Origin of the sequence: Kordia aestuariivivens, from assembly GCF_014397005.1 — a bacterium.
Classification (GTDB): domain Bacteria; phylum Bacteroidota; class Bacteroidia; order Flavobacteriales; family Flavobacteriaceae; genus Kordia; species Kordia aestuariivivens.
Map to the genome: position 1 here is coordinate 1 of NZ_JACGWS010000013.1, position 26,839 is coordinate 26,839.

At 33.2% G+C, this 26,839-nt stretch carries 23 protein-coding genes; 13 read left to right on the forward strand and 10 right to left on the reverse strand.

The genetic code is table 11. The features are described 5' to 3' along the window. Positions 1-752: 752 nt before the first annotated feature. Positions 753-2,723, reverse strand: a complete 1,971-nt coding sequence (locus tag H2O64_RS18395) for a putative porin (RefSeq protein WP_187563691.1) — start codon at positions 2,721-2,723, stop codon at positions 753-755. A 203-nt stretch (positions 2,724-2,926) separates the two neighbouring features. Between H2O64_RS18395 and H2O64_RS18400 the strand changes: the two genes are divergently transcribed. Next, positions 2,927-3,523 (forward strand): ribonuclease HII, encoded by a 597-nt coding sequence (locus tag H2O64_RS18400; protein ID WP_187563692.1) that lies wholly within the window; start codon positions 2,927-2,929, stop codon positions 3,521-3,523. Between the two features lie 542 nt (positions 3,524-4,065). Here the strand turns inward: H2O64_RS18400 and H2O64_RS18405 are convergent. Beyond that, a complete protein-coding gene (locus H2O64_RS18405; RefSeq protein ID WP_187563693.1) occupies positions 4,066-4,251 on the reverse strand; it encodes a hypothetical protein in 186 nt (61 codons plus the stop codon). Between the two features lie 392 nt (positions 4,252-4,643). Between H2O64_RS18405 and H2O64_RS18410 the strand changes: the two genes are divergently transcribed. After that, positions 4,644-7,091 (forward strand): hypothetical protein, encoded by a 2,448-nt coding sequence (locus tag H2O64_RS18410; protein WP_187563694.1) that lies wholly within the window; start codon positions 4,644-4,646, stop codon positions 7,089-7,091. Positions 7,092-7,216: 125 nt separating this feature from the next. On the opposite strand, the gene H2O64_RS18415 is transcribed toward H2O64_RS18410, so the two are convergent. From H2O64_RS18415 to lipB, 6 genes are all read right to left on the reverse strand, one after another. Further along, positions 7,217-7,699 (reverse strand): hypothetical protein, encoded by a 483-nt coding sequence (locus H2O64_RS18415; protein WP_187563695.1) that lies wholly within the window; start codon positions 7,697-7,699, stop codon positions 7,217-7,219. 12 nt (positions 7,700-7,711) lie between these two features. Then, positions 7,712-8,125, reverse strand: coding sequence for a hypothetical protein (locus H2O64_RS18420; RefSeq protein WP_187563696.1), 414 nt, complete (start codon positions 8,123-8,125; stop codon positions 7,712-7,714). An 83-nt stretch (positions 8,126-8,208) separates the two neighbouring features. Next, positions 8,209-8,697, reverse strand: coding sequence for a hypothetical protein (locus H2O64_RS18425; RefSeq protein ID WP_187563697.1), 489 nt, complete (start codon positions 8,695-8,697; stop codon positions 8,209-8,211). 13 nt (positions 8,698-8,710) lie between these two features. Next, the gene (locus tag H2O64_RS18430) at positions 8,711-9,088 is read right to left on the reverse strand and encodes a hypothetical protein (RefSeq protein ID WP_187563698.1); all 378 of its coding nucleotides are present in this window, start codon (positions 9,086-9,088) and stop codon (positions 8,711-8,713) included. Positions 9,089-9,210: 122 nt separating this feature from the next. Next, complete coding sequence (locus tag H2O64_RS18435; protein ID WP_187563699.1) at positions 9,211-9,678, reverse strand: hypothetical protein; 468 nt, start codon at positions 9,676-9,678, stop codon at positions 9,211-9,213. A gap of 1 nt (position 9,679) precedes the next feature. After that, the gene (gene lipB / locus H2O64_RS18440) at positions 9,680-10,387 is read right to left on the reverse strand and encodes a lipoyl(octanoyl) transferase LipB (protein WP_187563700.1); all 708 of its coding nucleotides are present in this window, start codon (positions 10,385-10,387) and stop codon (positions 9,680-9,682) included. Positions 10,388-10,566: 179 nt separating this feature from the next. On the opposite strand from lipB, the gene H2O64_RS18445 reads away from it, so the two are divergent. Then, on the forward strand, positions 10,567-10,785 hold the full coding sequence (locus tag H2O64_RS18445) for a hypothetical protein (RefSeq protein ID WP_187563701.1): 219 nt from the start codon (positions 10,567-10,569) through the stop codon (positions 10,783-10,785). Positions 10,786-10,854: 69 nt separating this feature from the next. Here the strand turns inward: H2O64_RS18445 and H2O64_RS18450 are convergent, their stop codons facing one another. Further along, entirely contained in the window at positions 10,855-11,013 is a 159-nt protein-coding gene (locus H2O64_RS18450; RefSeq protein WP_187563702.1) for a YqaE/Pmp3 family membrane protein, read from the reverse strand. 182 nt (positions 11,014-11,195) lie between these two features. Here H2O64_RS18450 and lysS point away from each other — a divergent pair, with 182 nt between their 5' ends. The 4 genes from lysS to H2O64_RS18470 all read left to right on the forward strand — a co-directional run bounded on the left by lysS (position 11,196) and on the right by H2O64_RS18470 (position 15,125). Then, positions 11,196-12,887, forward strand: coding sequence for a lysine--tRNA ligase (lysS, locus tag H2O64_RS18455; protein WP_187563703.1), 1,692 nt, complete (start codon positions 11,196-11,198; stop codon positions 12,885-12,887). Positions 12,888-13,326: 439 nt separating this feature from the next. Beyond that, positions 13,327-13,500, forward strand: a complete 174-nt coding sequence (locus H2O64_RS18460) for a hypothetical protein (RefSeq protein WP_187563704.1) — start codon at positions 13,327-13,329, stop codon at positions 13,498-13,500. Positions 13,501-14,070: 570 nt separating this feature from the next. After that, a complete protein-coding gene (locus H2O64_RS18465) occupies positions 14,071-14,301 on the forward strand; it encodes a hypothetical protein (RefSeq protein ID WP_187563705.1) in 231 nt (76 codons plus the stop codon). A 629-nt stretch (positions 14,302-14,930) separates the two neighbouring features. Beyond that, entirely contained in the window at positions 14,931-15,125 is a 195-nt protein-coding gene (locus H2O64_RS18470; protein WP_187563706.1) for a hypothetical protein, read from the forward strand. 49 nt (positions 15,126-15,174) lie between these two features. Here the strand turns inward: H2O64_RS18470 and H2O64_RS18475 are convergent, their stop codons facing one another. Beyond that, entirely contained in the window at positions 15,175-16,677 is a 1,503-nt protein-coding gene (locus H2O64_RS18475) for a hypothetical protein (RefSeq protein WP_187563707.1), read from the reverse strand. A gap of 175 nt (positions 16,678-16,852) precedes the next feature. Here H2O64_RS18475 and yiaA point away from each other — a divergent pair, with 175 nt between their 5' ends. The 6 genes from yiaA (at position 16,853) to H2O64_RS18505 (ending at position 26,837) form a co-directional block, all read left to right on the forward strand. Next, positions 16,853-17,326 (forward strand): inner membrane protein YiaA, encoded by a 474-nt coding sequence (yiaA, locus tag H2O64_RS18480; RefSeq protein WP_187563708.1) that lies wholly within the window; start codon positions 16,853-16,855, stop codon positions 17,324-17,326. A gap of 235 nt (positions 17,327-17,561) precedes the next feature. Then, a complete protein-coding gene (locus H2O64_RS18485) occupies positions 17,562-18,845 on the forward strand; it encodes a DUF2157 domain-containing protein (protein ID WP_187563709.1) in 1,284 nt (427 codons plus the stop codon). A gap of 6 nt (positions 18,846-18,851) precedes the next feature. After that, positions 18,852-19,406: a GDYXXLXY domain-containing protein gene (locus H2O64_RS18490; RefSeq protein ID WP_187563710.1), complete on the forward strand. Its 555-nt coding sequence runs from the start codon at positions 18,852-18,854 to the stop codon at positions 19,404-19,406. A 327-nt stretch (positions 19,407-19,733) separates the two neighbouring features. Further along, a complete protein-coding gene (locus H2O64_RS18495) occupies positions 19,734-23,714 on the forward strand; it encodes a hypothetical protein (RefSeq protein WP_187563711.1) in 3,981 nt (1,326 codons plus the stop codon). Next, complete coding sequence (locus H2O64_RS18500) at positions 23,714-24,079, forward strand: nucleotidyltransferase family protein (RefSeq protein ID WP_187563712.1); 366 nt, start codon at positions 23,714-23,716, stop codon at positions 24,077-24,079. Before H2O64_RS18495 ends, H2O64_RS18500 begins: the two co-directional genes overlap by 1 nt. A 1-nt stretch (position 24,080) precedes the next feature. After that, positions 24,081-26,837 carry a hypothetical protein gene (locus H2O64_RS18505; protein WP_187563713.1) on the forward strand — a complete coding sequence of 919 codons (2,757 nt, stop codon included), beginning with the start codon at positions 24,081-24,083 and terminating at the stop codon, positions 26,835-26,837. Positions 26,838-26,839 lie beyond the last annotated feature (2 nt).

Below are 26,839 nucleotides of genomic sequence, written 5' to 3' on the forward strand. Positions count from 1 at the left end.
ATCAATATGTCAATGAACTCGTAATTTCTTTTTATCTTTACTTTGCTTCCCGTAGAAAGCGGGTGCAAATATAAAACCCTTTTTTGTTTCTAACAAAACTTTTTTAAGATTTTTTTTGAAGCTCTTTCGCAAACTTCTTGCCTCTTAAATCACAGTCTTTTATTATCAGAACTTAAACTAAATCCGTTACCGTTTTTAGCGGCTGCAAACATACAACCTTTTTTAATATCTAAATAACTTTTTTAAACTATTTTTTAAAAAGTTTTTTTGCCTAAATCTTACTTCAATATCGTATCAGAACTTACCACTAAATCTATCTGTTTTAGCGGGTGCAAATATAAAATTGATTTCTATATCCACAAGCCTTTTTACATCTTTTTTTACCCTTTATTTTTAACACAATCTTAACCAGCTTATCAAGAGTGTTTTACATCCTGAAATTTTTACTTTGACTCACCTCGACTCACTTCGACAAGCTCAGTGACCGGGATTTGGGTGTTGGTTGCTAGTTGCTAGTTGCTGGTTGTCTGAAAACTTACTGAATACTCCTATTATATATAGGTGTTCTATGTTCGGGTTAACGATGGAGCCATTGTTGGAGCTCTTTGCAGCTTTTTTTTTAAGCTGCAAAAGCGACTGGCGAGAGCGTGACCGCTATTTTCTAGCGGGAACCCCCACACTTCTCTTCGACAAGCTCAGTGAACAACTTTGATGAACTCAGTGGGCGTGCTTTGTTTTTTGTGTATTTGTTTTTATGAGAAGAAGTTCCAAACGACTCCGAAACGTATGATGAAATCGCGGTACGGATAGTTTGGTGCAGAGAAAAAGTTGTATCCCGTGAAAGACGAATTGAGGTGTTCTAGTTTGAAGTAGATTCTGGTGCGCCTTACTTTGGCGTTGATGAAGACATCAAAACGTGGAAATCCTCCAATTTTTTGTTGGTTTTGACTGTAGAATTCTCCTAGTAATGGACTGTATCCATTTCCGAAGTATTCCGTGAAGTAATTGAAGGTAACTCCTGTTTGTATGAATAGTGCTTTTTTGAACCATTTATCGGTAAAGTATAGCGTGTTTCGCGTTACAAGCTCAGGTACGTTGAAGATGTCGCCCGATTGCGTTACTTTTTGATACATTACCGTATTGTTGAGTGCAAATTTTCCGTAACGGAATTCTTTTCCAATTTTCACTTTGAGATATGTGATTGCATCTGGTGTTTGCTGCGGCGTTATTTGTGCATCTGGCGTGAGTCCAGAAAAGTATGTATAGTTGTCTAATGACGTAAAACTCACATCTGCGTCAAACCATTTTTTTGATTTTAGACTGAAGTTGATACTTTGCGTACGTTCATTTTTGAAATCGTTGCGCCAGTTGTAGCTTATGTAATCACTTTGATTGACTAATAGGTTAAAGCTTGGCGCTTTGGAATTGATTACGATAGAAGCCGCGACATCTATGTCATCGTTAAGTTTGTATTTTGCACTTCCATTGAAGTAGTTTCCCCCAAGTTCACCAGATACATTTGCCAGTAAGTCTGCTTTTAGTTGGATTCCTTCAATGGTATGTTGCCATTCACCACCAACCGAAATTACATCGCCTTCTAGTTTGTTTGGTATGACTGTTCCATCTGCCTGATAGAGTATTTTATCAAAGAAGTATTCATATTTTGTATGATTTGCTTTGAATTTTACATCGCCAAATGTTTTTGTGCGGTAGCTTAAACTTCCTTCGTTGAATAGTTTTCGTAGTTGCGATCGATCTCGCAAAGCCGTAGCAACATAACTTTCCCCAAATTGAGCGTTTTCTCTGGTTTGATCAAAGATGTAGTATTTGGTTTCGTAGTTAAATGTATGTCCGACACGCAAGTTATTGTCGCGAAGTGAATCTTTTTGTTTTACTATTTTGTAATCGTGCTCTAAGTAATAGCGTTTTCCTACGAGTATGTTTTGTGCGTCTTGATATTGTACTGACAAGCGCGATCGGTCTGTGAATTCGTCTACGCCAGTTTCAAAATCAATGACAGCTAGATCTGTAAGTCCTCCATTTTCATTGTTGAGCACATCTTGCGAATAGAAATGTCCACGAAGCGTATATCGATCATTTTTTGTTCGATAGTTTGCCGTTAGCTTGAAGTTTCCAGTACTACTGAGTATGTTTTGATATTTTCCCAACGAGCGCATTCCTTTGTATCCGATGGAGAAATTCATGCGTTTTGATGTATTCATTGTAATGAATGCATCTAACAATTGCCCTTGTTCCATTGCCGTTTTAAAGAATAGTTCGGTTGTTGGCGTTGGCACATTGAAGTAGTTGACATCTTCAACTTCATCATAGTTAAAGTGTTTTGCGCGCATTCCAATTCCTGGAAATGCAGAAGGTCTGTCAAACGAATATGCAAGACTGTTATAGGTTTGTCCTAAGTTTGAGAATGGTAATAGTTCAAATTCGTCTTTACGTAAGTAGTTGTATTTGTAATCTTTTTTGATTGTCAATGTTGTATCAAAAACCATTGTATCACGTTCGTGCGTTATGATTTTATATAGATTGATATCGTAGTCTTTTCGCTTGCCTGTTTTATCTTTTTCAGAAGAATTATTTGTGTTACTGACGGCTTGCTCACGTTCGCCTTTAGTTTTTCTGTTTTCTTGAACTGGTTGAACTTCTACCTGCGCATTTAGTGCAGGAATAGTTATACCTATAAATATAATGAAAAGGATGTACTTCACTTCTTTGATTTTTTAGCGCATTCTTTACAATTAACCATAACATTTTACGCTTACTAAGGAACAAAAGTATACTTTTTGAACGAAATAAAAAGCCTTGCATTGTTATTGAAATCATAAATTATTGTTTTTCGTGAAAAGTGTTTTGTATTTCCATTTTGATTTGGTCATGAGAAGGAATAGTTTTGTTCTTTAAGATTTTACGCATGTTAGCATTACAATTATTGGATGGATTAGAAGCTGGTACTGACGAAGCAGGTCGCGGATGCCTTGCTGGACCTGTAACCGCGGCCGCTGTTATTTTGCCCGAAGCGTTTTCAAATACGATCTTAAACGACTCTAAACAGTTGAGCGAAAAGAAACGTGAAATTCTTCGTCCTTTGATTGAATTGGAAGCTACAGCGTTTGGTGTTGCACATATTTTCCCTAAAGAAATTGATAAAATTAATATTTTGAATGCTTCTATTTTAGGAATGCACAAAGCTATTGATCTAATGGCGATTGTTCCTGCACATATTATCGTAGACGGAAATAAGTTTAAACCGTATAAAGATATTCCACATCAAACTATTGTAAAAGGTGACGGAAAGTATCTCAATATTGCTGCCGCTTCTGTGTTGGCAAAAACATATAGAGATGCGTATATGGAAAAAATTCATGAAGAGTTTCCTATGTATAATTGGAAACAGAATAAAGGATATCCTACTGTAGAACATCGTGATGCGATTCGGAAATACGGAACTACAAAATACCACCGCATGTCGTTTCGGTTATTGCCTGAACAGTATTCGTTGGATTTGTAGTTTTAATATGAGTTCGATATAAATTCAAGAAAATAAAAATTTAAGCATTTTATTTTTAGTCATTTACTTTAGCTTGTGTCATTTCTATTTTAAATTAAGGTATTCATGAATCTTCGATTTCTTTTACTTTGCTCGCACAAAGAATACTGAATCAAGTTCAGCACTGGCATCAACAAAAGAAAGTGCGCTTTTTAGTTCATGCATTTCTATTTTAAATCAAGGTATTCATGAATCTTCGATTTCCAGAGGTGTTTTTGACTGAAAAAGTCAAAACCGCATTTATTTTTCTAAATTTTAGTTCACCAAGCCCTATTTTATAAATCGGAGTTCATGAATTTACATTTCTCCAAGGCTTCAAAAATTTTTAACGAAAAATAAATACTACACTGCGGAAAAAGAACCCGCTACGCATAGCTTTTAAATTGAACTCAGGCTAGCTTTAAGTATGTAAACGGAAATTATAAATGCATTATATCAATTGATTCGAAGTAATCACTTACTGCACTAAATGACTACTTCGATTGATTTTTCTTTGCACATTTTTAACGACAATCTGCAGATGCTAATGGCTTCACAGGCAACTTACTTTGCACAGGGCATATTAATTGAGAAATAGTAATGAGTATTGTTGGTGTTGCCGATCCAACAACTCCTCCAGTTACTTCTAATTGATTTAATGAACTAATTTTTCTCTTCGTAAGCGTCAGACTTTTGATATTTTTTTTCATGATTTTAATTTTTATGTTTATATCTATATGGGTTTTTACAACAAATTCATTACCCATATTTTTTAAAAAATGTAACTTTAGTTTTTTAAACTCGTTTTTATGTGGGAAGAACAACTTAACTCACTGAAAGCACTACTTCACTCATTCTGTATTTTATAGTTCATTGCATACACCTATATTGTCGCTAATAGTAATGTACTCGCATTTATTACTATTCTTAGGCTAAAAAATGGAGTTTCTGTTTCGTCAAAACTCAACAATGGTTATTTGTTAATAAGAACTGTAATTCTATGTTGCCACAATAATTTACAATCCCGTAAGTTTTATACTTTTGTAGATAGTTATATTATAAAAGGGCAACAACATCGAAAGGTGTTATAAATAGACATTACATGAAAAGAATTCTCATTCTTCTTCTTACCATATTGAGTATTGGCTGTACAACAGAAACTCCTAAAGAATATTCCTTATTAAAGTTTGCGCCACAAGATGCTGCGCTTATTTTACAGATTCCCGATTTTGAAAGTTTTCAGAGCGAACTTAAAAACAATCAATTATTAAAATCGTTTAAGAAACCAAAGTTTAAGAAAGATTTTAATGCGTTTGTTGATTATTTAGAATACATCAAACCAAATTCAAAATCGTTATTGTGTTTTAATGAGTTGGGAAAAGATAGTTTTCAATATACCTTTATTACGAAAACACATCCAGAATTGATCGTACTCGATTCGCTTCAAAAAGCAAGCACAAAAAATATTGTTTATGAAAATGTATCTATTGTTGAAACTACACTCGGCAATCGTGTAAATTATACTTTTTATGCGGATAGTATTTTTGTAAATTCCTCGTCTAAATTGTTGATTGAAAACTGCATTCGTTCGTATAAGAAAGCAACGATTCCGGCTTCGCTCAAAAAAGTATATGCAACTATTGATGAAAGCAAATCCGCAACTTTATTGGCAACTCCGAAGCAACTTTCGCCTTTGTTAGCGTATCTTTTTCCTAATGCCGATTCAAAGTTTGTAGCAACTCTTGGTGAACAACTCGCGCTTGATGTTTCTGTTTTACAGGATGAAATTTCCTTTACAGGAATTATCACGGCAAACGATTCTTTGTCGCACGCTTTGAGTTCTTTAAAGAATACAACTCCGCGCGAACATAAGATTGCAAAAGTGATTCCACCATTTTTTGATACGTTTACCACAATTACATTTGATTCCTACGAGAAGTTTCAACCTGAAACTAAAAATTCATTGTTCGATGCATTGGAAGAAATCAGTTCGTTTTCGTTTAACGGAAGTACTTTTACAGGTTTACGTTTTATTTCATCGAGTAATGAAGCGAGCAATCAATTGCAAAATAATACGAAGTTTAGCACCGTACGAAATATTCAAATTTACGAAAATGAAGATCCTTCACTTTTTCAGAATCACTTTTCGCCATTCATCAACACTTTTGACACTAGTTTTTATGTCATTTTAGATGAATTTATCGTTTTTACCAACGGAGAAGGCTTGAGAAATTTGGCCATGTTAATTGGTTTGTACAAGGACGAACAAACACTTGCGTACCAAAAAAATTACCAAGAAACGATTGGAAATCTCAGCGATGAATCGTCATTATTGGTCTTTGTGAATACGGAAAAGTTCAAGAAAACCATCGCGGAAAGCGTACAAAAATCATATAAAAAAGAAATTACAAGTATTAATGTGGAAGATTATCCGTTTGCCGCTTTGCAGTTTACCAATGAAAAGGGAAGCAATTACGCGCACGTTCACGGAATTTTGAAGCGAAACACTGCAAAACCAACTGAAAATACCGTTTCTCAATTATTGAATGTTGTGTTGGATAATCCAGTAACTTCTGATCCGCAGTTTGTAAAAAATCATATTACCAAACGAAAAGAAATTGTTGTGCAAGATGCGCAAAACATCTTGTATTTGATTTCAACTCAAGGAAAAGTGTTATGGAAAAAACAGCTTGATGGAAAGATTTTAGGCAAAGTTTCACAAATTGATTTGTATAAAAACGGACGTTTGCAATTGGCTTTTACAACGCCGCAATCTTTTTATGTGTTTGATAGAAAAGGAAACCAAGTGAAACCCTATCCAACAAAAGCAAAAGTAGCCTATACGCAAGCAGTTGCCATTTTTGATTATGATAAATCGAAAAATTACCGTTTTGTATTTACGGAAGGAAATAAAGTCATCATGCGCGATTCTAAAGGAAAGCAAGTGACCGGATTTACCTTTTCGGGTTCGGAAAATGATTTTATAAATCCGCCGCAACATTTTAGAATTATTACAAAAGATTATATTACGTTTCAGGAAAGCAACGGGAAATTACACATTTTGTCGCGTACAGGCAAACCAAGAATTACCGTAAAAGAGAACATTCAGTTTTCGAATAATGATATTTATATTCATAATAATTTGTTTACGACTTCTGATCGTGATGGAAATTTGATTCAAATAGACAGTAAAGGGCAAATTGAGAAGACAAAACTTCCTGTAACCGAAAATCATAGTATTACCATGACAAGCAAAACCTTGGTGAGTTTCTTTGAGAATAAGTTACGTATTAAAGATAAAACCGTAGAACTTGATTTTGGTTCGTACAGCAAGCCTGAAATTTTCTTGATTCGAAATAAAATTTATGTGACGTTGACTGATAAGGATGCGCAAAAAGTGTATTTGTATGATAGTAATGCAAAAATGATTCCTGGTTTTCCAGCTTTTGGAAGTTCGGCAATTGACTTGGAGAATTTTGATAAAGATTCAAAGTTAGAGTTTGTGACCAAAGGAGAAGCAAATTCGATTGTGGTGTATAAGATGAATTAGGTTGGTTGTTGATTCCTAGTTTCTGGTTGTTGATTTACAATGAACAAGATAAAAACAGTAGCCAAAGTGCGCTAAGCGGAGTCGAAGCACTAACATACCCAAGAAGTCTAAGATCGTCCAACGAATCAATTTCCTATTTGATCAATTTCATTTTGTACCGCAAATTCTTCACGGTGTTTTGCAATGTGTTTTTTAAGGATGAACATTTCTAGGAAGCTGAGAACTGCATATAAAACAATTAAAAAAGTAAATACTACTGAAAGAAAATATAATGGAGAGTTACTCAGTTCAGGATCCATTTGCAAACCAAGAACAGCAAACAGTCCAAATATTAAAAAGTAAACATTTGATAAAATGGCACAAACCCAGAAAATTACAGAACTGTTTTTAACTCTTTTATTTTGAAGAGATTTTCGGTAATATCGAAACGTTTGTATATGAAACAGGAAAGTTAAAGATCCTAAAACTAACCCTGTCACTGCAAAAATCAACGCTAGTTTACCTTCTAAAGTATCCATACTATTCTGTAAAGTGCCAATAGCTCCAAAGACTAAAGTCAATATTAAAAATAATAAGATACTGATCAAAATTATTTTAAATGCGCGCATGAATGTTGTTGTTTAGATAGATGAATTTCCTATGGATTTTATCTCGTCTGTTCTGTTGGCTTCTATTCGCAATTCCTTGATTCGTTTTCGCAATAAGAAAAATTCTAAAAACCCAATACTTCCAAATATGAAAAATTGTAGTGCATACCAAAGTAAATAAGTAGTGTCAAAATCAAAATAATCATATTCTGTAAATTTCACATACGAATATAAATAAGATATTGTGGAGTAAAATAGAACACCATTAAAACACAGAACACCAAGCCAATATATTTTTGATATTTTCTTCTGAACTTGTATCGGCTTCCGCTCTCTATAATAGCAATAGCTTTTGTAATGATATATTAAATTTAAGGTAGAAAATACAAGTAATAATGCTAAATATCCATAATGATTAATGGTCGTGTTGTATAAATCTTGTTCCATAAAAAGTAGACCTATATAATAAGTCGTCATGATAAAACAAAACACACTAATTAAGATTGAAAGTATTTTCAGAAAACGCATCGTTAATTTTTTAGAGTTCCAATATCGTCAATTTCATCTTTTATAGTACGTTCCGTGTTGAATTGTTTGATACGTTTCTTTAAAAGTGAAGCTTCCAAAAAGCCAATAATTCCGAAAAGTAATAGTACAAATCCCGTAATAAATTGCTTGATATCATACGAAAAACCAAGTCTTGAAAACCGGATAATGTCATATACAGTTAGTCCAAAAAGAAATAGTAGAAAAGCGGAGAAACAAATAGGCCCTATCCATAAAAATTTGGAGAACGTTTTATGTAGTTGTTGTTGCTTTTTTCGTCTGTAAAAATAAAAACTCTTATAGTGATAATATAAATTTAAAATTGTAGCAATACAAGCCAATACAAAAAGAACATACACCAATAAAGGCGCTCCACGGCTGTTATCTTGAGTTAAAATTAAATATGAAAGGTATGAAAGTACTAAGAAAGAGAAAACTCCAAATAGGATTGTACTAATTTTGAGAAAGCGCATACAGTAAAGTTACTTAAAAAATTTCATTGCCAATATCGTTAATTTCGCCTTTTGTATCATGCTCGGTTTTAAGACGTTTGATACGCTTTTTTAAAAGAGAAACTTCTAAAAACCCTAAAAACGCTGGAAAGATTAAAAAACTTAGAAAAAATATATCTTCTCCTGAGTAATTATTTGCCCAATATTTATCAGCATTATTATACAGAGAAACTCCCACAAGAAACAATAGAAAGGCTGAAAAACAAAGTGTTCCAATCACTAACATCTTTGAAACTTTTTTATCTAGATTTCGTTTTTCTTCTCGTCTGTAAAAACGAAAAGTTTTGATATGATAGAAAATATTGATGATAGACAATATAATCATTAGCACAATACAAATTCTTGCAATCATTGGAATTGTCAGTAGTGTTTCCACCGAAAACTCTTCCCAAGCCGCATACGATATTCCCAATAAAACTAAAGAGGGAAAAAATGATTAAAAGTATTTTAAGAAAACGCATACGCTAGAATTATTTATAAAGTTGAACTGTCGCCAATATCTTCAATTCCTTCTTGACGCGCGCGACGTTCTTTGTATGAAACTATAAATTTGTTTAAAAAATACACATCTAATAACGTCCACAAACCTATGATGAATAAGAAAATTGATATGACTAATATGAATAATTCCGAAACACTATTAAGCCAAAGAATAATCATGAGTGTTCCTAAAATCAAAAGAATCAATCCGAAAGCAATGTGTAATGCCCAATATTTCTTGGAGAGTTCATGTAATGGTTCGTCAAACTCAGAAAACGGATAAAGTTCCTCTGTTTTCGCATGAAAATACACACTAAAAATACCTGCACAGCCCAATAAAAATACAGCTACAATTGACTTGTTGTTTTCTGTTGGCATAAAATAAGTGATGGCTCCACCGACTAATAGCACACCTGACAATAGACCAGTAAACATCGTTAAGAGAAGTTTGAGCACTCTCATTTTATACGTGTAATGCTAATTCTGCTTCAAAAAGTAGTTGAAAGTGATGCAATAGTTTTTCTTTTACTTCAGCTTCATCAACGCGCATTTTGCCTAATTCTACGTTTAAAGAAGTCACAGCTTTTCCACGAATTCCACACGGAATGATATTATCAAAATAACCCAAATCAGCATTTACATTCAATGCAAAACCGTGCATGGTTACCCAACGACTCGCACGAACGCCCATGGCGCAAATTTTACGTGCAAATGGAGTGCCAACATCAAGCCAAACGCCTGTTTCACCTTTGCTTCTATCGGCTTTCAAACCGTATTCTGCCAACGTTAAAATGATCATTTCTTCGAGCAATCGTAAATATTTATGAATATCTGTAAAGAAGTTTTCCAAATCTAAAATAGGATACCCTACAATTTGTCCAGGTCCGTGATAGGTAATATCGCCACCACGATTTATCTTATAAAAAGTAGCACCTTTTGCCGCAAGTTGTGTTTCATCTAACAATAAGTTAGAAACATCGCCGCTTTTCCCTAAAGTATATACATGTGGATGTTCTACAAACAAAAAATGATTCGACGTTTCCAAATTTGCATCTTCACGTCTATTCTTAATTTTTGTATCTATGATTTTCTTGAATAATTCTTCCTGAAAATCCCACGTTTCCTTATAATCTTTCGTGCCTAAATCCTGTACTTCTATTGTTTTGTTCAAAGTAGTGTCTTTTACAAGTACAAAAATACGACATTATCAAAAAAGGAGATTCGTTTTGCACAAAGTATTTATTCCTGTGTAAGCTAGCGTGTTTTTCCTGTCATAATTCTAGTGGAATTGCTGTTTCACACTTTTTCATTTATAAAGTTCTTTGTACCGAAACAAAAAATAATAGAATCATGAAGAAAAAATCACTTAAATCGTTATCACTAAAAAAAAGTAATGTTGCTAATATTTCTGGTGGATTGCAAGATGGCGCTGCGAATCAGGCGCAAAATGCATTAAGTGTAGGATGTCCTCTGACGTTTGCTACAGTAACAATTCATACCATTGATCCATGGCGCTGTCCGACAATGTCTTGCAATAGTATTTGTAATTGGTGCGATTTGCTCGACTAATGAAACTAAAAAAGAGGAATTACATCAACGTAATTCCTCTTTTTTTATGCTTATAAAGCAACATTTTAGTTATCCTTTTGGGTTATTCAAAATAATTAAAGCGGCAATTGTTCCCGGAACCCATCCACAAAGCCACAAAATAAATACAATTACGATAGAACCGCAACCTTTATCTAACACAGATAATGGCGGAAAAATAATTGCTAATAATACTCTCCATATACTCATGATATTTTTTAATTTGATGATTGATGATGCATATAGGACTCAAAATCGTTGTAAATGTTACATAAACGCTGTATTCACACAATTATGAACGATTCTTGCAGCTTCAAATATTTCCAAATCAATACATTGGTATACTAATGAAATGTAATTATCTTTGCGAACTTAAATTTACATATAATACTATGCAATTATCAGAACAAGAAATCGTTCGCAGAGAAAAACTTTCAAAGTTGCGCGAACTTGGTATCAATCCGTATCCAGCAAATTTGTATCCCGTAAATCATACTTCGAAACAGATAAAGGAAACTTATGCAGAAGGAAAACAGGTTGTAATTGCAGGTAGATTGATGTCGCGTCGTATTCAAGGTCCAGCTTCATTTGCTGAATTACAAGATTCCGACGGAAAAATTCAAGTATATTTTAATAGAGATGAAATTTGCACAGGAGAAGATAAATCACATTACAATGATGTGTATAAAAAATTACTAGATATTGGTGATTTTATTGGAATTGAAGGCGAATTGTTCACCACGAAAGTAGGTGAAAAAACCGTAATGGTGAAAAACTTCATCCTCTTAAGCAAAGCATTGAAACCATTGCCACAACCACGTGTAGATAGTGAAGGAAAAGTACATGATGCTTTTACCGATCCGGAGCAACGTTACAGACAGCGTTATGCTGATTTAGTAGTAAATCCACAAGTAAAAGAAATATTCGTAAAGCGTACAAAATTATTTAACGCTATGCGAAACTTCTTTAATGAAGCTGGTTATTTTGAAGTGGAAACTCCAATATTACAACCAATTCCTGGTGGTGCAGCGGCACGTCCGTTTAGCACACATCACAATTCATTAAATATTCCATTATACATGCGAATTGCCAATGAATTATATTTAAAAAGATTGATTGTCGGTGGATTTGATGGTGTATACGAATTTTCTAAAAACTTCCGTAACGAAGGAATGGATCGTACGCACAATCCTGAATTTACGGCGATGGAAATATATGTAGCGTATAAAGACTACAATTGGATGATGGAATTCACGGAAACGTTGTTAGAACATTGTGCAATTGCCGTAAACGGAAAAACCACCGCTACGTTTGGTGAACATCAAATAGATTTTAAAGCACCGTACAAGCGTGTGACGATGACACAGTCTATTATTGACTTTACAGGATTTGACATTACTGGAAAATCTGAAGAAGAACTATTTGAAGCTGCCAAAGGCATGGGGATTTCTGTTGATAAAACGATGGGGAAAGGAAAGTTGATTGATGAAATTTTCGGTGAAAAATGTGAAGGAAATTATATTGAACCAACATTCATTACAGATTATCCGAAAGAAATGAGTCCGTTGTGTAAAGAGCATCGCGAAAATCCTGAATTGACGGAGCGTTTTGAATTAATGGTTTGCGGAAAAGAAATCGCGAATGCGTATTCAGAATTAAATGATCCAATTGATCAGCGCGAACGTTTTGAACACCAATTAAAATTAGCTCAAAAAGGCGACGATGAAGCAACCGAATTTATAGATCATGATTTTTTACGTGCATTAGAATACGGAATGCCACCAACGTCTGGTTTAGGAATTGGAATGGATCGTTTGGTTATGTTTTTAACAAACAATCAATCTATACAAGAAGTATTGTTCTTCCCGCAAATGCGCCCAGAACGTAAACAAATAGCATTAACTGACGAAGCAAAAGCGGTGTTAGAAATTTTAAAGAAAGCTGAAAAGTTAACTTTAAACGATTTAAAAACACAAGCTGGATTATCAAATAAAAAGTGGGATAAATCTATTAAAGAATTGACAAAAAACAATTTGGCTAAAGTTGAAAAAACGGATGACGGATTGTTTGTAGAACTCGTATAATACAGAATTCACATATCGTACTATAAAAAAGGAACTACAAATCGTAGTTCCTTTTTTGCACTTATAATTTATAAATCACGACTACAAGTCTTAGTACAAACACTATATTCTATGTAACTTTATTCCTAGTTAGTAAAATTATAGTGATGACGGTGGTGGTAACGATGATCCAATCATTTAAGAAAACAAACCACCCAAACCTATTTTACAAATGTAATAGCCAACCTGAGAAGTCCTTTTCTCAGGTTTTTATTTGCGACATATATAAGTAGCTAAAATTCTATTTTCATATCTTTATAAAAACGCAAAAAAGGAGGAATTAATAGTTTCAATTCCTCCTTTTGTCGTTTATATTCCGTGAATTGCGACTACAACTCTTTTGTTTCACAATATATGTTTGGTACTTTTAATTCATTATTAATCCAAAAATTTATTAATTATGAAAAAAAAGAGTTTAAACAGTTTAACATTGAACAAAAAGTCAATTTCAAGCCTAAGCGAAACAGTAGCACTTATTAAAGGTGCTGGAGATAAAGCATCAGTTATTATACATTGCCCTATTGGTCCAACAACTGATACCTTAGATCGTAATTGTACACAAAATTGGTGTTAATCAGTATCATCTAAATTTATTCAGCCCAAGAAAATATATTCTTGGGCTTTTTTTTTGCGATGTATCTACATTAAATAGAATTCTAAAGAGGCTGTCTGAAAAGAAAGTTTTAACAGGCATCATTCTGAAGTTGATTCAGAATCTCATTACACTGATTTTCAATAATGATGAGAAACCGAATCAAGTTCATTAGTGTCCGATAAAATTTTTGACATTCTTTTCAAAACGTTACTATCAATGAGTTTTTAAGACATTGTTGATGAACCACCATACTTTTAGTAAATCTTGATTAGTAATGAAATTATTTTGGCAAGCATAAAAAATATATAATTATAAGCTTTGTTTTTCAATTAGTTACTACACTAGTCTTTATTCTATAATCTAACAGCGCAGCGGTCTTTAATCTTTTGTCCGACAATAGTGAATCAAGTTCGGTTTGACGAAATTTTGACTTTCTATAAAGTCTCTTTTTTTTTTGTGTGTCTGGAATTTATAAATCACGACTACAACTCTTAGTTTAAACACTTAATTCGGTGTAATTTCATTCCTTATTAACCAAAATTATAGATCATGTTAAAAAAGATTTTAATTATTACTGGAACCAAAACATTAAGTAAAGCTGAACAAACAGAAATTCTTGGAGGAGGATTAAGTTCTGATCCAATTTCTGGCGGTGGTGGTGGATCTGGCGGCGGCGGAACTAATGACCCAATGCCTTGTTTTTGTATTATATTTGGACAAGCCAATCTAGTACCTTGCAATAGCACGTGTCCAGATGGCACACAACCATTTTGTCCATAATTTAAAAAAACATCTAACCTATTTTACAAATTTAATAGCTAACCTGAGAAGTTCTTTTCTCAGGTTTTTATTTGCAATATATATAAAGTAGCTAAAATTCTATTTTCATATCTTTATATAAACGCAAACAAAGCATCTGTGAAACGTTCTCGACATTCTAAATATGATAAGAAACGAACTCGTTCGAAAAAAGATTCGAAACGAACGTCTACGTATAGCAAAAAAGTGTTAGCTAAACCAAAAGATTCTATCGATCGTTTGCAGGATTTTGAGATTACTGAAAATCAAGAGAAAAAGTATAAACGGAGACAAATTCGACCCAAAAAAACTACTTTTTTTTCGCGACTAAAATGGCCAATTATAATTGTTGTTATTTTCTTAGTCGTAAAACTTTTATTGAATGTGAATAGTTGTGAATAATATTCGACAACACAAACTATTTCTGACAGATCTGATCCATTTTTTGAAAATCGCGTGCTCGCAAAACCTAACACGCTAAACATATAAAAAACTATAAACTACAATCCTTTTTATGCTTACAATTCATAAATACCGACAATCATTCTTTTATTTAGTGCATCATTTGTTTTAGTTTGGATGTATTAATTAACAAACTAAAACTATATATCATGAGAAAAAAGAATTTAAAATCATTGATGCTTAACAAGAAATCAATTTCCAACATGGAAGTTAGTGGAGGAAGACCAGTAAGTGGTGCATCTGTGTTTGACCAAAATGGATGTATGTCTGAAGGAGGTTGCACAACTGGACCAGATCAAACAATGACGTGTCCACATTATTCATGTGCATGTGACCAAAAATAATTATTTAGTAAGCGAGCTTCGGCTCGCTTCTTTTTTACAATTTAATATCTTACACGTCTTTAATTAATTCCAATGTGGTTTTATATAAAGGCGTTTTATTCATTTTGGCTTTTAACCAAGCGTAAAAACTCATCACAAAGATATCTTCTTGCACAGATGATTTCCATTCAAAAGATGCTTCTACCGTATTTTTAAATGCTATGGAAGTTACTTCTTCTGGCGCATTGTAATATTGTTTAACGAATTTTAAAAACATAATTACACGCTGTTCGCCTGCTTTTTTTAAAAACGGATAATATTTTCGTTGGAAACTGACAAAACGCGAATCAACATAGGAAATGTTCCCCAATTCAATGTGCAATAACAATTCAATGAGGTTTTTCTTAATCACCCATTCTACGCCCGCTTTTTCTTCGTACCATTTGTCCGTGTGATAGAATTTTGAGAAAACTTGTTGCGCTTTTTTATATTCACTTTGTTGAAAGTAACACACAATTAAGCTTAAATGCACATCTAACATTATTTCCAAATCGTACTTTTTAACATTCGCAACAGCTTCTAACATTGAAATTGCGATTTCAGAATTTCCAGAATAGTTGTGATTTAGCGCCACTAAACATTGATGCGTCAGCAATGAACTTTTGTAATAGCGCTGTTTTTGTTGCTGCATTGCTTCATGCATTAAATCCAAATAGTGTAAGCTTTCCGCGAACTCTTTCTTTCTAAAAAATATATTTGCAATAAGATATAATACTTTGATATGATAGAATAAATGCTTGTCGCTTTGTTTCAATCGGTTGGAAATGTCTTTGTAATTATCCAATACAAATGATGTTACATTAGAATAATCTTTGTTTACCGAAGCAACGGCGTTGATAATTTGCGCCAATTGATAGAGCGATTTGTACGACAATCCGATTTCTTCTGAAATATCAAATCGTTCGTAGGTTTCTTGAATCAACTCTTGAAACGAGATAATTTCACCTTTATATACTACTTTTTGAAGATTTTCTTTGATGACAGCGTACGCCATATTCAACTTTTCTTCTTGTAAAAAATCTTTTTGATTTACAGTAAATTTTTCAATCAACGTTTCTAGCGGCGGCGCAAATGTTGTGGTATGTGCATATTGTATTTGTGTATGATAGACTTCATTTAGCAATGAAAAATGCAATGATTCTTGCGCTTTCTTTTCTGCTTTGTTCAATACTTTAAACGCCGTTTTGAATTGTTTTTGTTGCAATAAGTTTCGAGCAACTAAGATCCGCTTGGTAATATCGAGTTCTACTGAAACTTCATGTGTGAGACTTTGTGTTGCCATAAAATCGAGCAGCGAACTCCACAGACGCTTTCGCAATCCGTGATACGCCGTTTTGTTATCCTTTCCATATAGTTTTTGGGGAATTTCCTTTGCAGAATAATTCGCCATCAACAATTTAAACAATTGAATGTTTTTAGTATCGTGTCTTTTGTTCTTATAGCTAAGATATTTTATGAATTCCTGTTGTTCTTCCGTAGAAAATTGAGAAATTATTGTATCAATTGCAATCATTATATCGTCTGTTTTAAAATATTTAATAAACTAATAATCAATACTATAAATATTTTAATTTACTATAAATATAGTCCTTTTTTATTAAAAATTGAATTTCACAGCCGAAAATGCAATCGCATATTTGTCCTGTAATCAAAAACAAAAATCAAGTAACATTTAAAATTATAGTATTATGGAAAATCAAACAGTTGCAAGTTCAGAAGAAAAAACAAAGAAACCTTTAAAAACAGTTAAAGAAGACAGAAATCCTTTTAAACCAACACCTGCTTTTATTTCAGCATCTTGGGCAGCTTTATTCATTGGAATGGTTGCGTATTGCATCGGATTGTGGAATGCAGGTATGGAATTGAATGAGAAAGGATATTACTTTACAATATTATTATTCGGATTATTCTCTGTGATTTCGGTTCAAAAAGCCGTGAGAGACAAAATGGAAGGAATTCCAGTAACTGATATTTATTATGGAATCAGTTGGTTTACTACAATTGCTGCGATCTTATTATTAGTTGTCGGATTGTGGAATGCAGAATTAGAATTGAGCGAAAAAGGATTTTATGGAATGTCATTTGCCTTAAGTTTATTTGCTTCGGTAGCCGTACAAAAAAACACGAGAGATGTACACGCAATAAAAAATCAAGAAGCATAAATGTTGGTTGATTACCAGAAACCTCGTAACACGTAATTGTAAGTTGTTGCGAGGTTTTATTTTAGTGAAACTCGATTTTGAGAAGCTTGTGCTGAACTTGATTCAGTATCTAAAGTGAACTCAAATTTGCAAGTTGAACTAATCCTGTTGAAAAGCAGGATCCAAGACTTATCATCTTTTTTATTTATGAATAATTAATTAGTACATTTAATAAATTTCCTTAAAACATAGGATTATGAGTTCAAAAATTATAAGTGCACTTCCCGAATTAATTGAGAAAGAAATTATTACGGAAGAAATTGCACAAAAAATCGCCGCGTATTACGGGACTTCGGAAGACACAAATTCAAACAGATTGTTTGTACTTTTTGGAATTTTAGGCGCAACCTTAGTCGGATTGGGATTAATTCTCATCATGGCGCACAATTGGGATAACTTCCCGAAAATTGTCAAACTGATCTTGGCATTTTTTCCAATGATCGTTGGACAAGCCATTTTAGGTTTTAGTATTTTTAAAGATAAAAGTGTCGCTTGGAGAGAATCTGCAACTGTTTTTCTGTTTTTCTCTGTTGGTTTGTGCATCGCTTTGGTGAGTCAAATCTATCATGTTTCAGGCGATTTGGAATCATATTTATTGGCTTGGATCATTTTATGCCTTCCGTTATTGTATGTGACAAAATCAACCTCAGCAATTATTTTACAGCTTATTTTTATTACGTATTATGCGTTTGAAGCTGGTTTTGGATATCGTTTTGAAGGAAACTCAACCATTCCACAAGTCTACTTTTTATTATTATTATTCCCGCTTGGTCGTTATATACAATTGATTAAATCGAATGAAAAAACGCATGTGATTTCAATATTGAATTGGCTTTTTCCTATAAGCTTACTTTTTGCATTGCCTGTATGCATTGACGATAGTGAAGGAATTGGGTATTTAATGTATGCCTTAGTATTTGGCGTTTTCTATAATATTGGACAACTTCCCTATTTTCAAAACAAATCATTAATACAAAACGGATATCGATTTTTAGGTTCCGTTGGAACGATTATCATATTACTTACGCTAAGTTTTCGCATTGTATGGGAATATCAATTTAAAGATGTACGTTTTGACTCGCAGGAATTCTTTTGCGCTGCCGTTTTATTTGTAATCGCAAGTGTATTGCTCTATTTTCATATCAGAAGAAGAGCACAACAAAGCATCAAACTCTTTCAAGTTGTCTTTCTACTATTTACATTGATTTTTGTCATTGGACTTGTAGATTATATTACAGCAACTGTACTTATAAACATCTTATTATTAGCATTGGGAATTATGGCGATTAAAGAAGGCGCAGACACTTTTAACTTCTTAAAATTGAATTACGGCATGTTAATCATTACCGTATTAATTGCGTGTCGATTTTTTGATACAGATATGACTTTCGCTTTACGCGGATTTATATTCATACTGATTGGAGCTGGTTTTTTCACTGCGAATTACCTCATGCTAAAAAAACAAAAATCTAAAAATTAAAAAATCATGAAAAAATCTTATATATACATCCTTTTTGGCTTGATGGTGATTGCACAAATTGCCGCTTCTGCTCAAATTGTATACAAATACGAAAAAACGATTGCTTCCGACAGTGTATTCAAATTTAGAACAGCACCTATAGATCCGAGTGATCCATTTCGTGGAAAATCAATCATACTCAATTTTGATATTGACCGTTATGAAACTTCGGATGATAGTTGGGAAGATTCTAAAACAAGGTATGCCTATTTTTCAAAAGATGAATACGGATACGCAGTTTTAGAAACTGTATCCAAAGAGCTTTTAGCCGATAGTAATTTTGAATATGTCGAAGTAGAAATCTATAATTATTATGGTGATGCGGTTCATTTCAATTTACCATTTGACACGTATTATATGGAAGAATCCAAAGCATACGATGCAGAAGTATTATATCGAGAAAATAACAGAAACGAAAAACAACAAGATGTGTACGCCGTTGTTCACATTAAAGATGGCACTTATGTACTCACAGATGTTATTATAGACGGTGTCTCTATAAAAGATGCTGTGGCGAAGTAATTTTTTAAAATAATAAACCAAAAAAACACCATCTAAACTATTTTCAAGATGGTGTTTTTTTATGCAAAATTTCCAAGTTTTCAAATCAACTTGATTTCTTCATTTCACACGTCAGACTAAAATTTTAACATAATTTTTAGTTAAAATTCAACGCTTACACAAAAAAGTCTGCGCTTATACAATATTTCACAGATTACGTAAAATATTATATACATTGAATAAGAATTAACCACTTACCCACCCAAAATTCAACCCTTTTAATAGTTCAAAATATTAAAACGCATCTCGCATGCAAAAAACTGTAGTGTAACAATTAATTATTATTTTATGAAAGAACAAAATTCACAAACCCTCTTTCGTTTTACCAGTCTAAGAAGTCCAGACTTAAGCGAAGAAAAAAACAAAGAATTACGATTTATTTTCCCATCAGAAGCTGCAAAGTCCGATGATTTTTACGACGCTATGTCTGAACGAGAACCTGGTGTTTCCAAATGGCAAACATTGCAAACCGTTGCCGCAGACTATCGAAGCTTAACAAAGTCAGAAGTAAAAGCGATAGACTCCAAACTATTTGAATTCTCTGAATGGTTAGCTAAAAACAGAACGACAGCTACAATTGAGGAAATTGAAGCAATGACTATTAGTGTAAGTGCCTTAACAGAAGATGGAACGCTTTGGAACAACTTATTTTATCAATTTGTAACAGAAGAAGACTTCTATACAAAAGAAGCCGTGATTCACATGCTCAAAGCAAATCATGTGATTGCTAATTTCCCTACAGGAGAAGAATTAGACGCAGATGAAAAGAAAGGCATTGTAAACAGTATTGTATACGCAAAAGTAATTTTACCAAGCGAATTGTTTGATCATTCTGAAGATGTTTTAGCAGATGAAAACAATTCTGAAAATACAACAAGCACGTATAAAACGGTTCCATTAAGCCAAAACTTATTAGCAAGTATTGCGAATTTAGAATTGCAAAATTTAGAAAAAGTAACAGAAGAAGTTGAAGAATTACATGCTACTTACGAAGAAGAATATCGTACAGCATATGCAACTGCAAAGGCGAATCATGACAAAGATGTAAAAGTATTGTTAGATGCGTATGAAGTAGCTGTGCAAGCCGCTAAGGACACTTGGTGTGACCTAAGAGGTGATATCGTGTATGATGCTTCAAATGTAAATCCTTGCGATCAGCCAGTTCCTGTAAAATATCCAAGTTTGCCTGTATTTTCTTTTTCGTTTGATGATGAAATTGATTCGGCAGAAGCCATCAACTTATTTTCACCACTAGCGTATGAAACTTTATCTTTTTTAAAGCCAATTGACAAGATAAAAACCTTCGCGCAAGCTAAAAAATTATTAGCAAAAGAAACAGCACAGTTTACGGCTACTTTATACGAAAACACTTCTTTTTATAAAAAATCAGTAAGTATAAATGGAACAATTCTTCCGATCTCAAAAACAATTACAGATGATTTAGGAAGTGCTTATCAAGCAGCTTTTTGTTCAAAAGTAATCATTGATCCAAAAACAGGAAATTCGTCTTGGAAATTTTTTGCAGACATCGCTAGCAATGCAGACAGTATTTCTCCAGTGATTAGTACTACTACTAGAGTATTGAGTATGGATGGTGTAGAATTGACCCAATCAGACAGTTTTGCAATTATTGCTTCTGGTTCAGATTCTGTAAAAATAAACTTTCTAGTGTTGGCAGGACCTGTTTCATCGAGCACTTTACATCTAAAAAGTGCAGTTACATTCTTAGATGGAACATCCGTTTCTTTTGATGGAATATTACGTCCAAACACGTGTGGTTTAGGAACAAGTGGCGGTTCAACTACAAATCCGACAACAGGTGAAGAAAAATTTGTGCCTTCCGGATATGGAATGCGTCAATTAGGAATTGCAGATTATCGAAAAGTAGAGCAAAGCGTACATTGTTATACCGAAGGAGAAGTATCGCATATTGAAAATGTGATGGCGCGCGAATACAAGGAAAAATCTACCCGTAGATTGCGTAGTTCAGAAAATACAACGTCTACAAGTTCAGAAACTGAAAAAGAACGTTTGTCTGACACAACTACTACGGATCGTTTTGAAATGCAAAATGAAGTTTCACAAGTAATTTCAGAATCACAAGATTTCTCTTCTTATGCAAATTCAAATGCTAGTTGGAAAACTGGTGGTATAGGTGTTAACTTCAATATAGGTGCTGGCGTTAATTTTGCAACACATACATCAAATGAAGACAGCGTCAATCAAGCGATGACAGAAGCACAAGAAATTACATCAAGAGCGATGGATCGTGTAGTACAACGTGTAAAAGAGGAACGTATTTCAAAGATTGTGGAAGAATATGAAGAGAACAATTCACATGGTTTTGACAACAGAAAAGGAGACAAACATATTGTGGGCGTTTACAGATGGATTGATAAAATATACAAAAATCAAATCTTCAATTACGGACGACGTTTGATGTATGAGTTTGCCATTCCGCAACCTTCAAAGTTACATCGTATCGCCATGACATCAATGCAAGAAGATACTTCGAGTGATACAATGATTTTAGCAGAACCAATAGATCCGAGAACGGTAACTATTAGCAGTCACAAAATCAGTGATGCATCTAAAATTGACGAAGAAAATTATAAAATATTAGCAGCTATTTACAATGCAGAAGTTAGTCAGCCACCAGTTGAAGAAATGTTTATTGGAAAAGCATTTTCGTATAAAGCTACGGAGGTAAAAGACAATGAGCATGAACGTTATGGAGAACATGTAGAATTGGATATTCCTGAAGGGTATTATACTTTAAACGCAAAAGCAGAATGGATAGACAGTGAAGATAGTGGCTACGGTCGAACACATATCATTGTTGGAGGTGTAAAAATGCCTCAAGATGACACAAGGTCTTTATCAAAATTTGTTTCAACTATTCCTGTTTCATTTTCATCGTTAACACATCTTTCTGGAAATTCTAACGTAAGTATTAAACTTAGAAGATTAGATGAAACTTTTGAAAGATGGCAATTGGAAACGTTCAATGCAATTATTACAGCATATGAAGATAAATTGGCTGAATATCTTGCACAAAAAGGCGAAGAAGAAGTAAAAGTTGCGGCTTTAAAAGAATCGAATCCACTATTCTATCGTCAAATTGAACAAACCGTATTACGTAAAAACTGTTTATCTTATTTAATGGATCAATCTCCGTTAGCCGAACGAACTTTTGGTAAAAAAATGTATTCAGGTGATGAATTAGACAATCATAATGTAACCGTAACACAATCACTAGACGATTATGCTTCGTTTGCAAAGTTTATGGAACAAGCATTTGAATGGGAAATTATGTCGTATAACTTCTATCCTTTCTATTGGGGTAATCGCAAAGAATGGAATGAACTGTACAATTTCGAAAACAACGATCCATTATTCAGAAGCTTTATGCAAGCTGGATTGGCAAGAGTTGTCTTAACTGTTCGCCCAGGATTTGAAGAAGCTGTTATGCATTACATGAGTACAGGAAGCATTTGGAATGGTGGCGAGTTGCCTTTATTGGACGATCCATTATACATGTCAATTGTTGATGAATTGAAAAAACCATTAGGTATAAAAGAAGGAAAAGCTTGGAAAACGCGCGTTCCTACTTCATTGACCATTTTACAAGCTGATAGTTTAGGCTTAAAAGTGGAAAAAGCGTTGCCTTGTGAATGTGATGATATTGATGACTTCATTGAGTCTGATCAATCAGAATGCAGCAGTAATATTGTGAATGACCCAACTGTTTTTAATGATTTACAAGTTGGTGATGCTGCGGTTTCTAAAAAGGAAATTCAGCTCACATTTCATAACAATTCAGGAGCGAAACTTCAAACAGTAGCTGATTTTGACGATTCAGAAGCATTTCCATTGACTTATAAATGTATGGATCAGGAAATTGTAATTCAGCGTGATGCGAATTGGGATTTACTAGATAGTGCGGGTATTATTTATCAAGTATTAGCGAAGAAAATATCTTTAATTTCTGGTGTAGAAGCGCAACAAGTATTTGACAATGAAGCAAATCCATTGGGACTTCAATTTAAGATTGATTACGGAAAAATTTCAACATTCTCGTATGAAAAACCTAATGTAGAAGGTCCTGTAAATGATCAAGCGCATGATGTATTGAAAGTTGAAATGAATTCAGAAGGTATCGTTGTAAGTTCACCTACAAAATACACCAATCGTATTCAGGATAAATACGCAACATCACTTACCGATGCAGAAATTGACGTACTACTTCCATTGAATAGATTTCAATAATGAGTAGTGTACAATTAGAAATGATATGGCAACACGACAACGTGTTGCCATACATTCTCAATGAACTGAAACAGTACGTAGAACGAATTACGCCTGTCCATCAAATCTATTTATATGGAAGCAGAGCGAAAACTCCGATTGCTGATTGGACACAATTAGCAGGGAAAGATTGGGACATTATGATGGTGTGCAGTTTCCCTATTATCAACACATATATTTGGACGACTGACAGAAACTATCATATTGATTTGAGTGTCATTGGCAAAAGTCAGGCAACTGAATTGCAAAAATATCGAAAGGATTTGGTGGAGTTGTTTCCGAATTATGAACTAAACATAAACATGAATGATTTAAAAACTAATTGATATGGTTTTAAAAAAACAGAATTTCATAGATACACAACCAGAAAAACCTTTTGAAGACGTTTTAAATAAAAGTTTCTTTCCTTTAATGCAGAAGCTTGATTTTGAAGAAATCCCTTCTGAAAAAAACAGTGTTTTTTATGAAAATCGTTGTGGAGAATTCTCAGAAAATTTTAATATAGGCAAAACAGATTTCGACCAATTAGCAACAGATTTAAAAAATAACTTAAATGATCCAAAATTTATATTTAATTGGTCAAAATATACTTCTCAACGATTTACACAAAGTCGTTACAGAGTAAGTGTTAAAGATATTTACTTAGACAGGGATGTAAAGGGGTTACCTAAGTATGTAAAAACACGACATGACATACCTTTTAAATATAATTTAGATGGGGAAGAAAAATCTGGATATTTTGAAGAAGCAAGGTTCAATAAAAGAATTTGTTCTTTAAATCCTGAGCCTCAGTATTCAATTAATATAAATATCAAAAAATTAGAAGCCAGTTTTAAAATCTTCCTATTTTACAAAAATGATAGAGAAAAAGGTTTCAATCTTAGTAACTATGATCCTGATAATGATAAAACTTTTGATGTGCCATCAAAATATATTGCAATTAGACTTACCTCCAAAAAAGCAACAGATTTTTTAGCTTTTTGGGAATTAATTAAAGGCACACCATTATCAAAGTCAACATTAAAGGCTGAGTTTAAAGAGTTGTATAGTAAAAATACAACCGATGAACAACTCGATTGGCTGTATTCTATAACTCCTATATCTCTTATTAAAGAAAAAAGTTTACAAGAATTATGGAAAGATACTATTAGGCTGCTTAAATATGATACAGATCGTTATTTTACAGACAATAGTAGCAATCAAATAAAAGTATTGGAAGCCATAGCTGATAAGAAAGGTGATAAGATAAGTGGGATGCAGTTTCTTTACAATAAATTTGAAGACAACCCTAAAATAATAAAGGACATTTATACCGCTTTGGATGGTATAGGAACTTCTCAATATACGTTAGGGTTTACAGTTCCCAATAAAACCATTTTCGCTTCACTTTTACGTGCATTATGTAACTACAAAGGGCAAGGATTTCATCGGTATAAAAAATTCATTACATTCAAGAATACAAAAGGCTATCAAGTCAATTCTGCCAATGAGTTAACACGTAAGGACATATCTAATGTTATAAATGATATATATGATGCAATATTTGATACAAACGATGAAACCAGTTATGTTAATGAAGAAAGAATTGCACTTGTACAAGAAGAAGAAGAATATGTAGAGAATTCTGGATCATTTGAACCTCTCCCTTCAAGTTATGTTCATTATTTACATCCTTTAGACTTTGTGAATTTTGTTATAGAAGATACTGATGGAAAAGAAACTACTTTTCAAGTTCCTGCAATTTTTTTAAAAGATCAGGCTTTTCAACGTAATTTAAAAGACCTCATAAAAGTTATCCGTGTTGGACTAGATATACTTGTAGTAGTAGTTTCAGCACATACACTAGCACAAGGTACAACTCCTTTATTAACCGCTATAAGTATTATTGATTTAGGACTAGCTACTGGCGATATAGCTATTCAAGCTTTCGAAGAACAAATACGAAAAATTGAAGGCCCTAATGGAGAGCCATGGGGCGCAGACTTTTTAGATACTTGGGAACATATATATATCATTGGCGGCTTTGTAACCGGAGTTCCTTTATTAGTTCCATTAATGGGAAACATGTTAATAAGTGGAGGGAAATTACTTTTAAAAATTACTGGAAAAGCTAGGGATCAATTAATTAAAATACTTAAGTACGGTATTGAAAGACTTAAAAACTTCCCAAAATTTATTGGAGGAAAATTCACAATTATTACTGATTTTGCAAAAAAATTTGGAAATTCAAAATTTACCTATCAATTAAAAGAATTATATAACGAAGGAGCTATCTTAACCAAAGGTATCATAGAAGGAGAAACTATAAGCAAATATTATTTACTATTCAGAGAAGAAATTATTAGCTTTGGTAATATTAAAGAAATAATAAAAGATGTTACTGCAATAGGCAAAATAAAAGGTGCTAAATTACTAGATAAATTATTAGAGTATGTATCTTTTTTAAGAAAACGAAGAACTCTAGTAAATACAGCCGCTAAAATTGGAGAAGAAGCAACAGAAGAATCTATAAAATGGGGGACTGTAAAAATGAAATTACATCCTAGATATGAACAAATTTTATCCTTCCTGAAAGAGAACAAAATACGGATTATAGAGCTAGATACTGATACATTCTTGAAAGTAGGGGCAGGGTATCGAGTTAGATATGTTTTTGGTCCAAAAGGTAAAAAGTTTTTACGTATTGAAAAAGAAATAGAATGGCATCCTGAAATGCGTTTTTTAGATTTAGAGCATGAAATTGATCATGTTTTACAATTTGAGAAGAATTTAAACAATAAGTCTGTTACAGTAGTTTCAAAAGAAGTTAATGGAAAAACCATCGATATTTCACTTAATAAACAAATTCTATTAGGTAGACTAAGTGATCGTAAAATGATATTTCTTGAAGCTGAGGTAAGGATTAGAGAAGTAGAACGATTAAAAACAAGCAATGTTCCACAAAATATTCTCAAAGAACATGAGGACGCTCTAAATAATTTCTGGCTCCCGAAAACAAAAAAGGCTATCGTAGACAATAAAAAATTGTTAATATGGGTTAAAGAAAAATTTCCAGATTTTGATTTAAACATTATAACCAAGTAATA

Bases quoted from the DNA above. Each gene is read 5' to 3' on its own strand.
- H2O64_RS18400 (WP_187563692.1), top strand. From the start codon at position 2,927: ATGTTAGCATTACAATTATTGGATGGATTAGAAGCTGGTACTGACGAA.
- H2O64_RS18405 (WP_187563693.1), bottom strand. From the start codon at position 4,251: ATGAAAAAAAATATCAAAAGTCTGACGCTTACGAAGAGAAAAATTAGT.
- H2O64_RS18410 (WP_187563694.1), top strand. From the start codon at position 4,644: ATGAAAAGAATTCTCATTCTTCTTCTTACCATATTGAGTATTGGCTGT.
- H2O64_RS18415 (WP_187563695.1), bottom strand. From the start codon at position 7,699: ATGCGCGCATTTAAAATAATTTTGATCAGTATCTTATTATTTTTAATA.
- H2O64_RS18420 (WP_187563696.1), bottom strand. From the start codon at position 8,125: ATGGAACAAGATTTATACAACACGACCATTAATCATTATGGATATTTA.
- H2O64_RS18425 (WP_187563697.1), bottom strand. From the start codon at position 8,697: ATGCGCTTTCTCAAAATTAGTACAATCCTATTTGGAGTTTTCTCTTTC.
- H2O64_RS18430 (WP_187563698.1), bottom strand. From the start codon at position 9,088: ATGATTGCAAGAATTTGTATTGTGCTAATGATTATATTGTCTATCATC.
- H2O64_RS18435 (WP_187563699.1), bottom strand. From the start codon at position 9,678: ATGAGAGTGCTCAAACTTCTCTTAACGATGTTTACTGGTCTATTGTCA.
- H2O64_RS18445 (WP_187563701.1), top strand. From the start codon at position 10,567: ATGAAGAAAAAATCACTTAAATCGTTATCACTAAAAAAAAGTAATGTT.
- H2O64_RS18450 (WP_187563702.1), bottom strand. From the start codon at position 11,013: ATGAGTATATGGAGAGTATTATTAGCAATTATTTTTCCGCCATTATCT.
- lysS (WP_187563703.1), top strand. From the start codon at position 11,196: ATGCAATTATCAGAACAAGAAATCGTTCGCAGAGAAAAACTTTCAAAG.
- H2O64_RS18460 (WP_187563704.1), top strand. From the start codon at position 13,327: ATGAAAAAAAAGAGTTTAAACAGTTTAACATTGAACAAAAAGTCAATT.
- H2O64_RS18465 (WP_187563705.1), top strand. From the start codon at position 14,071: ATGTTAAAAAAGATTTTAATTATTACTGGAACCAAAACATTAAGTAAA.
- H2O64_RS18470 (WP_187563706.1), top strand. From the start codon at position 14,931: ATGAGAAAAAAGAATTTAAAATCATTGATGCTTAACAAGAAATCAATT.
- H2O64_RS18475 (WP_187563707.1), bottom strand. From the start codon at position 16,677: ATGATTGCAATTGATACAATAATTTCTCAATTTTCTACGGAAGAACAA.
- yiaA (WP_187563708.1), top strand. From the start codon at position 16,853: ATGGAAAATCAAACAGTTGCAAGTTCAGAAGAAAAAACAAAGAAACCT.
- H2O64_RS18485 (WP_187563709.1), top strand. From the start codon at position 17,562: ATGAGTTCAAAAATTATAAGTGCACTTCCCGAATTAATTGAGAAAGAA.
- H2O64_RS18490 (WP_187563710.1), top strand. From the start codon at position 18,852: ATGAAAAAATCTTATATATACATCCTTTTTGGCTTGATGGTGATTGCA.
- H2O64_RS18495 (WP_187563711.1), top strand. From the start codon at position 19,734: ATGAAAGAACAAAATTCACAAACCCTCTTTCGTTTTACCAGTCTAAGA.
- H2O64_RS18500 (WP_187563712.1), top strand. From the start codon at position 23,714: ATGAGTAGTGTACAATTAGAAATGATATGGCAACACGACAACGTGTTG.
- H2O64_RS18505 (WP_187563713.1), top strand. From the start codon at position 24,081: ATGGTTTTAAAAAAACAGAATTTCATAGATACACAACCAGAAAAACCT.